The following is a 682-nucleotide window of genomic DNA, read 5'->3' as shown; positions in this document are numbered from 1 at the left end:
TGACCAGGCATAGCGTGACCAGCCATAGCGTGACCGGATGCGCTGGCGCCAGGAGGATGGCTCTCCGCCGGGAAAACGGGACGCGCGGGTCGGGAAGCCGGGTCGGCACCCTGCCGGGAAGTGCCTGGCCGCATCGCGGACCCCCTGCCCGACCACGGCGCCCTCCGCAGCGCGAGGACTCGCATGGCCATCGTGAAACGTTCAGCTGAGCGCTGTTCCAGCGTGTTGTCATGGTGCCTCAACCACATGGGGATTAGCACGAAACCCCAGACCGCGACGATCGCGAGCCAGATGAGCGCGCTCATGGCCGCGGATGTGGAAGGCGGCGCCATGCCGCGAACCCGCAACAGCCCGCACGCGGCTCGGACGGCGCAGACTGCCGCGCAGGCCAGCTGACCATGGACGGTGGCCTTCCTGCCGACTCGGATATCGATGATGACGCCGGCCGGCTCGGACCTCGCAAGCCAGCCATGCCGAAATGCGGTGAGGCCCAAGCGGCGCGATCATGAAAAGTCTCACGCAGCCAGCGGTGTTAAGGAACGTTAGTGAGGGAATACCGTCTGGTCACCGACCTGAAGCCCGCGTGTCGCACTATCGCGATGCGTACCACGTTTACATCCGGCAACATCGCAGTCACCGTAAGACAGCAGTAAGGTCAGTCACCTTTAGAGCGACCGGCAAT

General features: G+C 65.0%; 1 protein-coding gene. It reads left to right on the top strand.

What is annotated here, in order from left to right; genetic code table 11:
• Window positions 1-246: 246 nt before the first annotated feature.
• Window positions 247-396: a hypothetical protein gene (locus MJ785_RS20820; RefSeq protein WP_239308694.1), complete on the top strand. Its 150-nt coding sequence runs from the start codon at window positions 247-249 to the stop codon at window positions 394-396.
• Window positions 397-682: the final 286 nt, after the last annotated feature.

The sequence above is a fragment of the Protofrankia sp. CiT1 genome, from assembly GCF_917627335.1.
Classification (GTDB): Bacteria; Actinomycetota; Actinomycetes; order Frankiales; family Frankiaceae; genus Protofrankia.
Note: the sequence above shows the minus strand (reverse complement) of the source record. Positions and strands in the feature narration are given on the sequence as shown.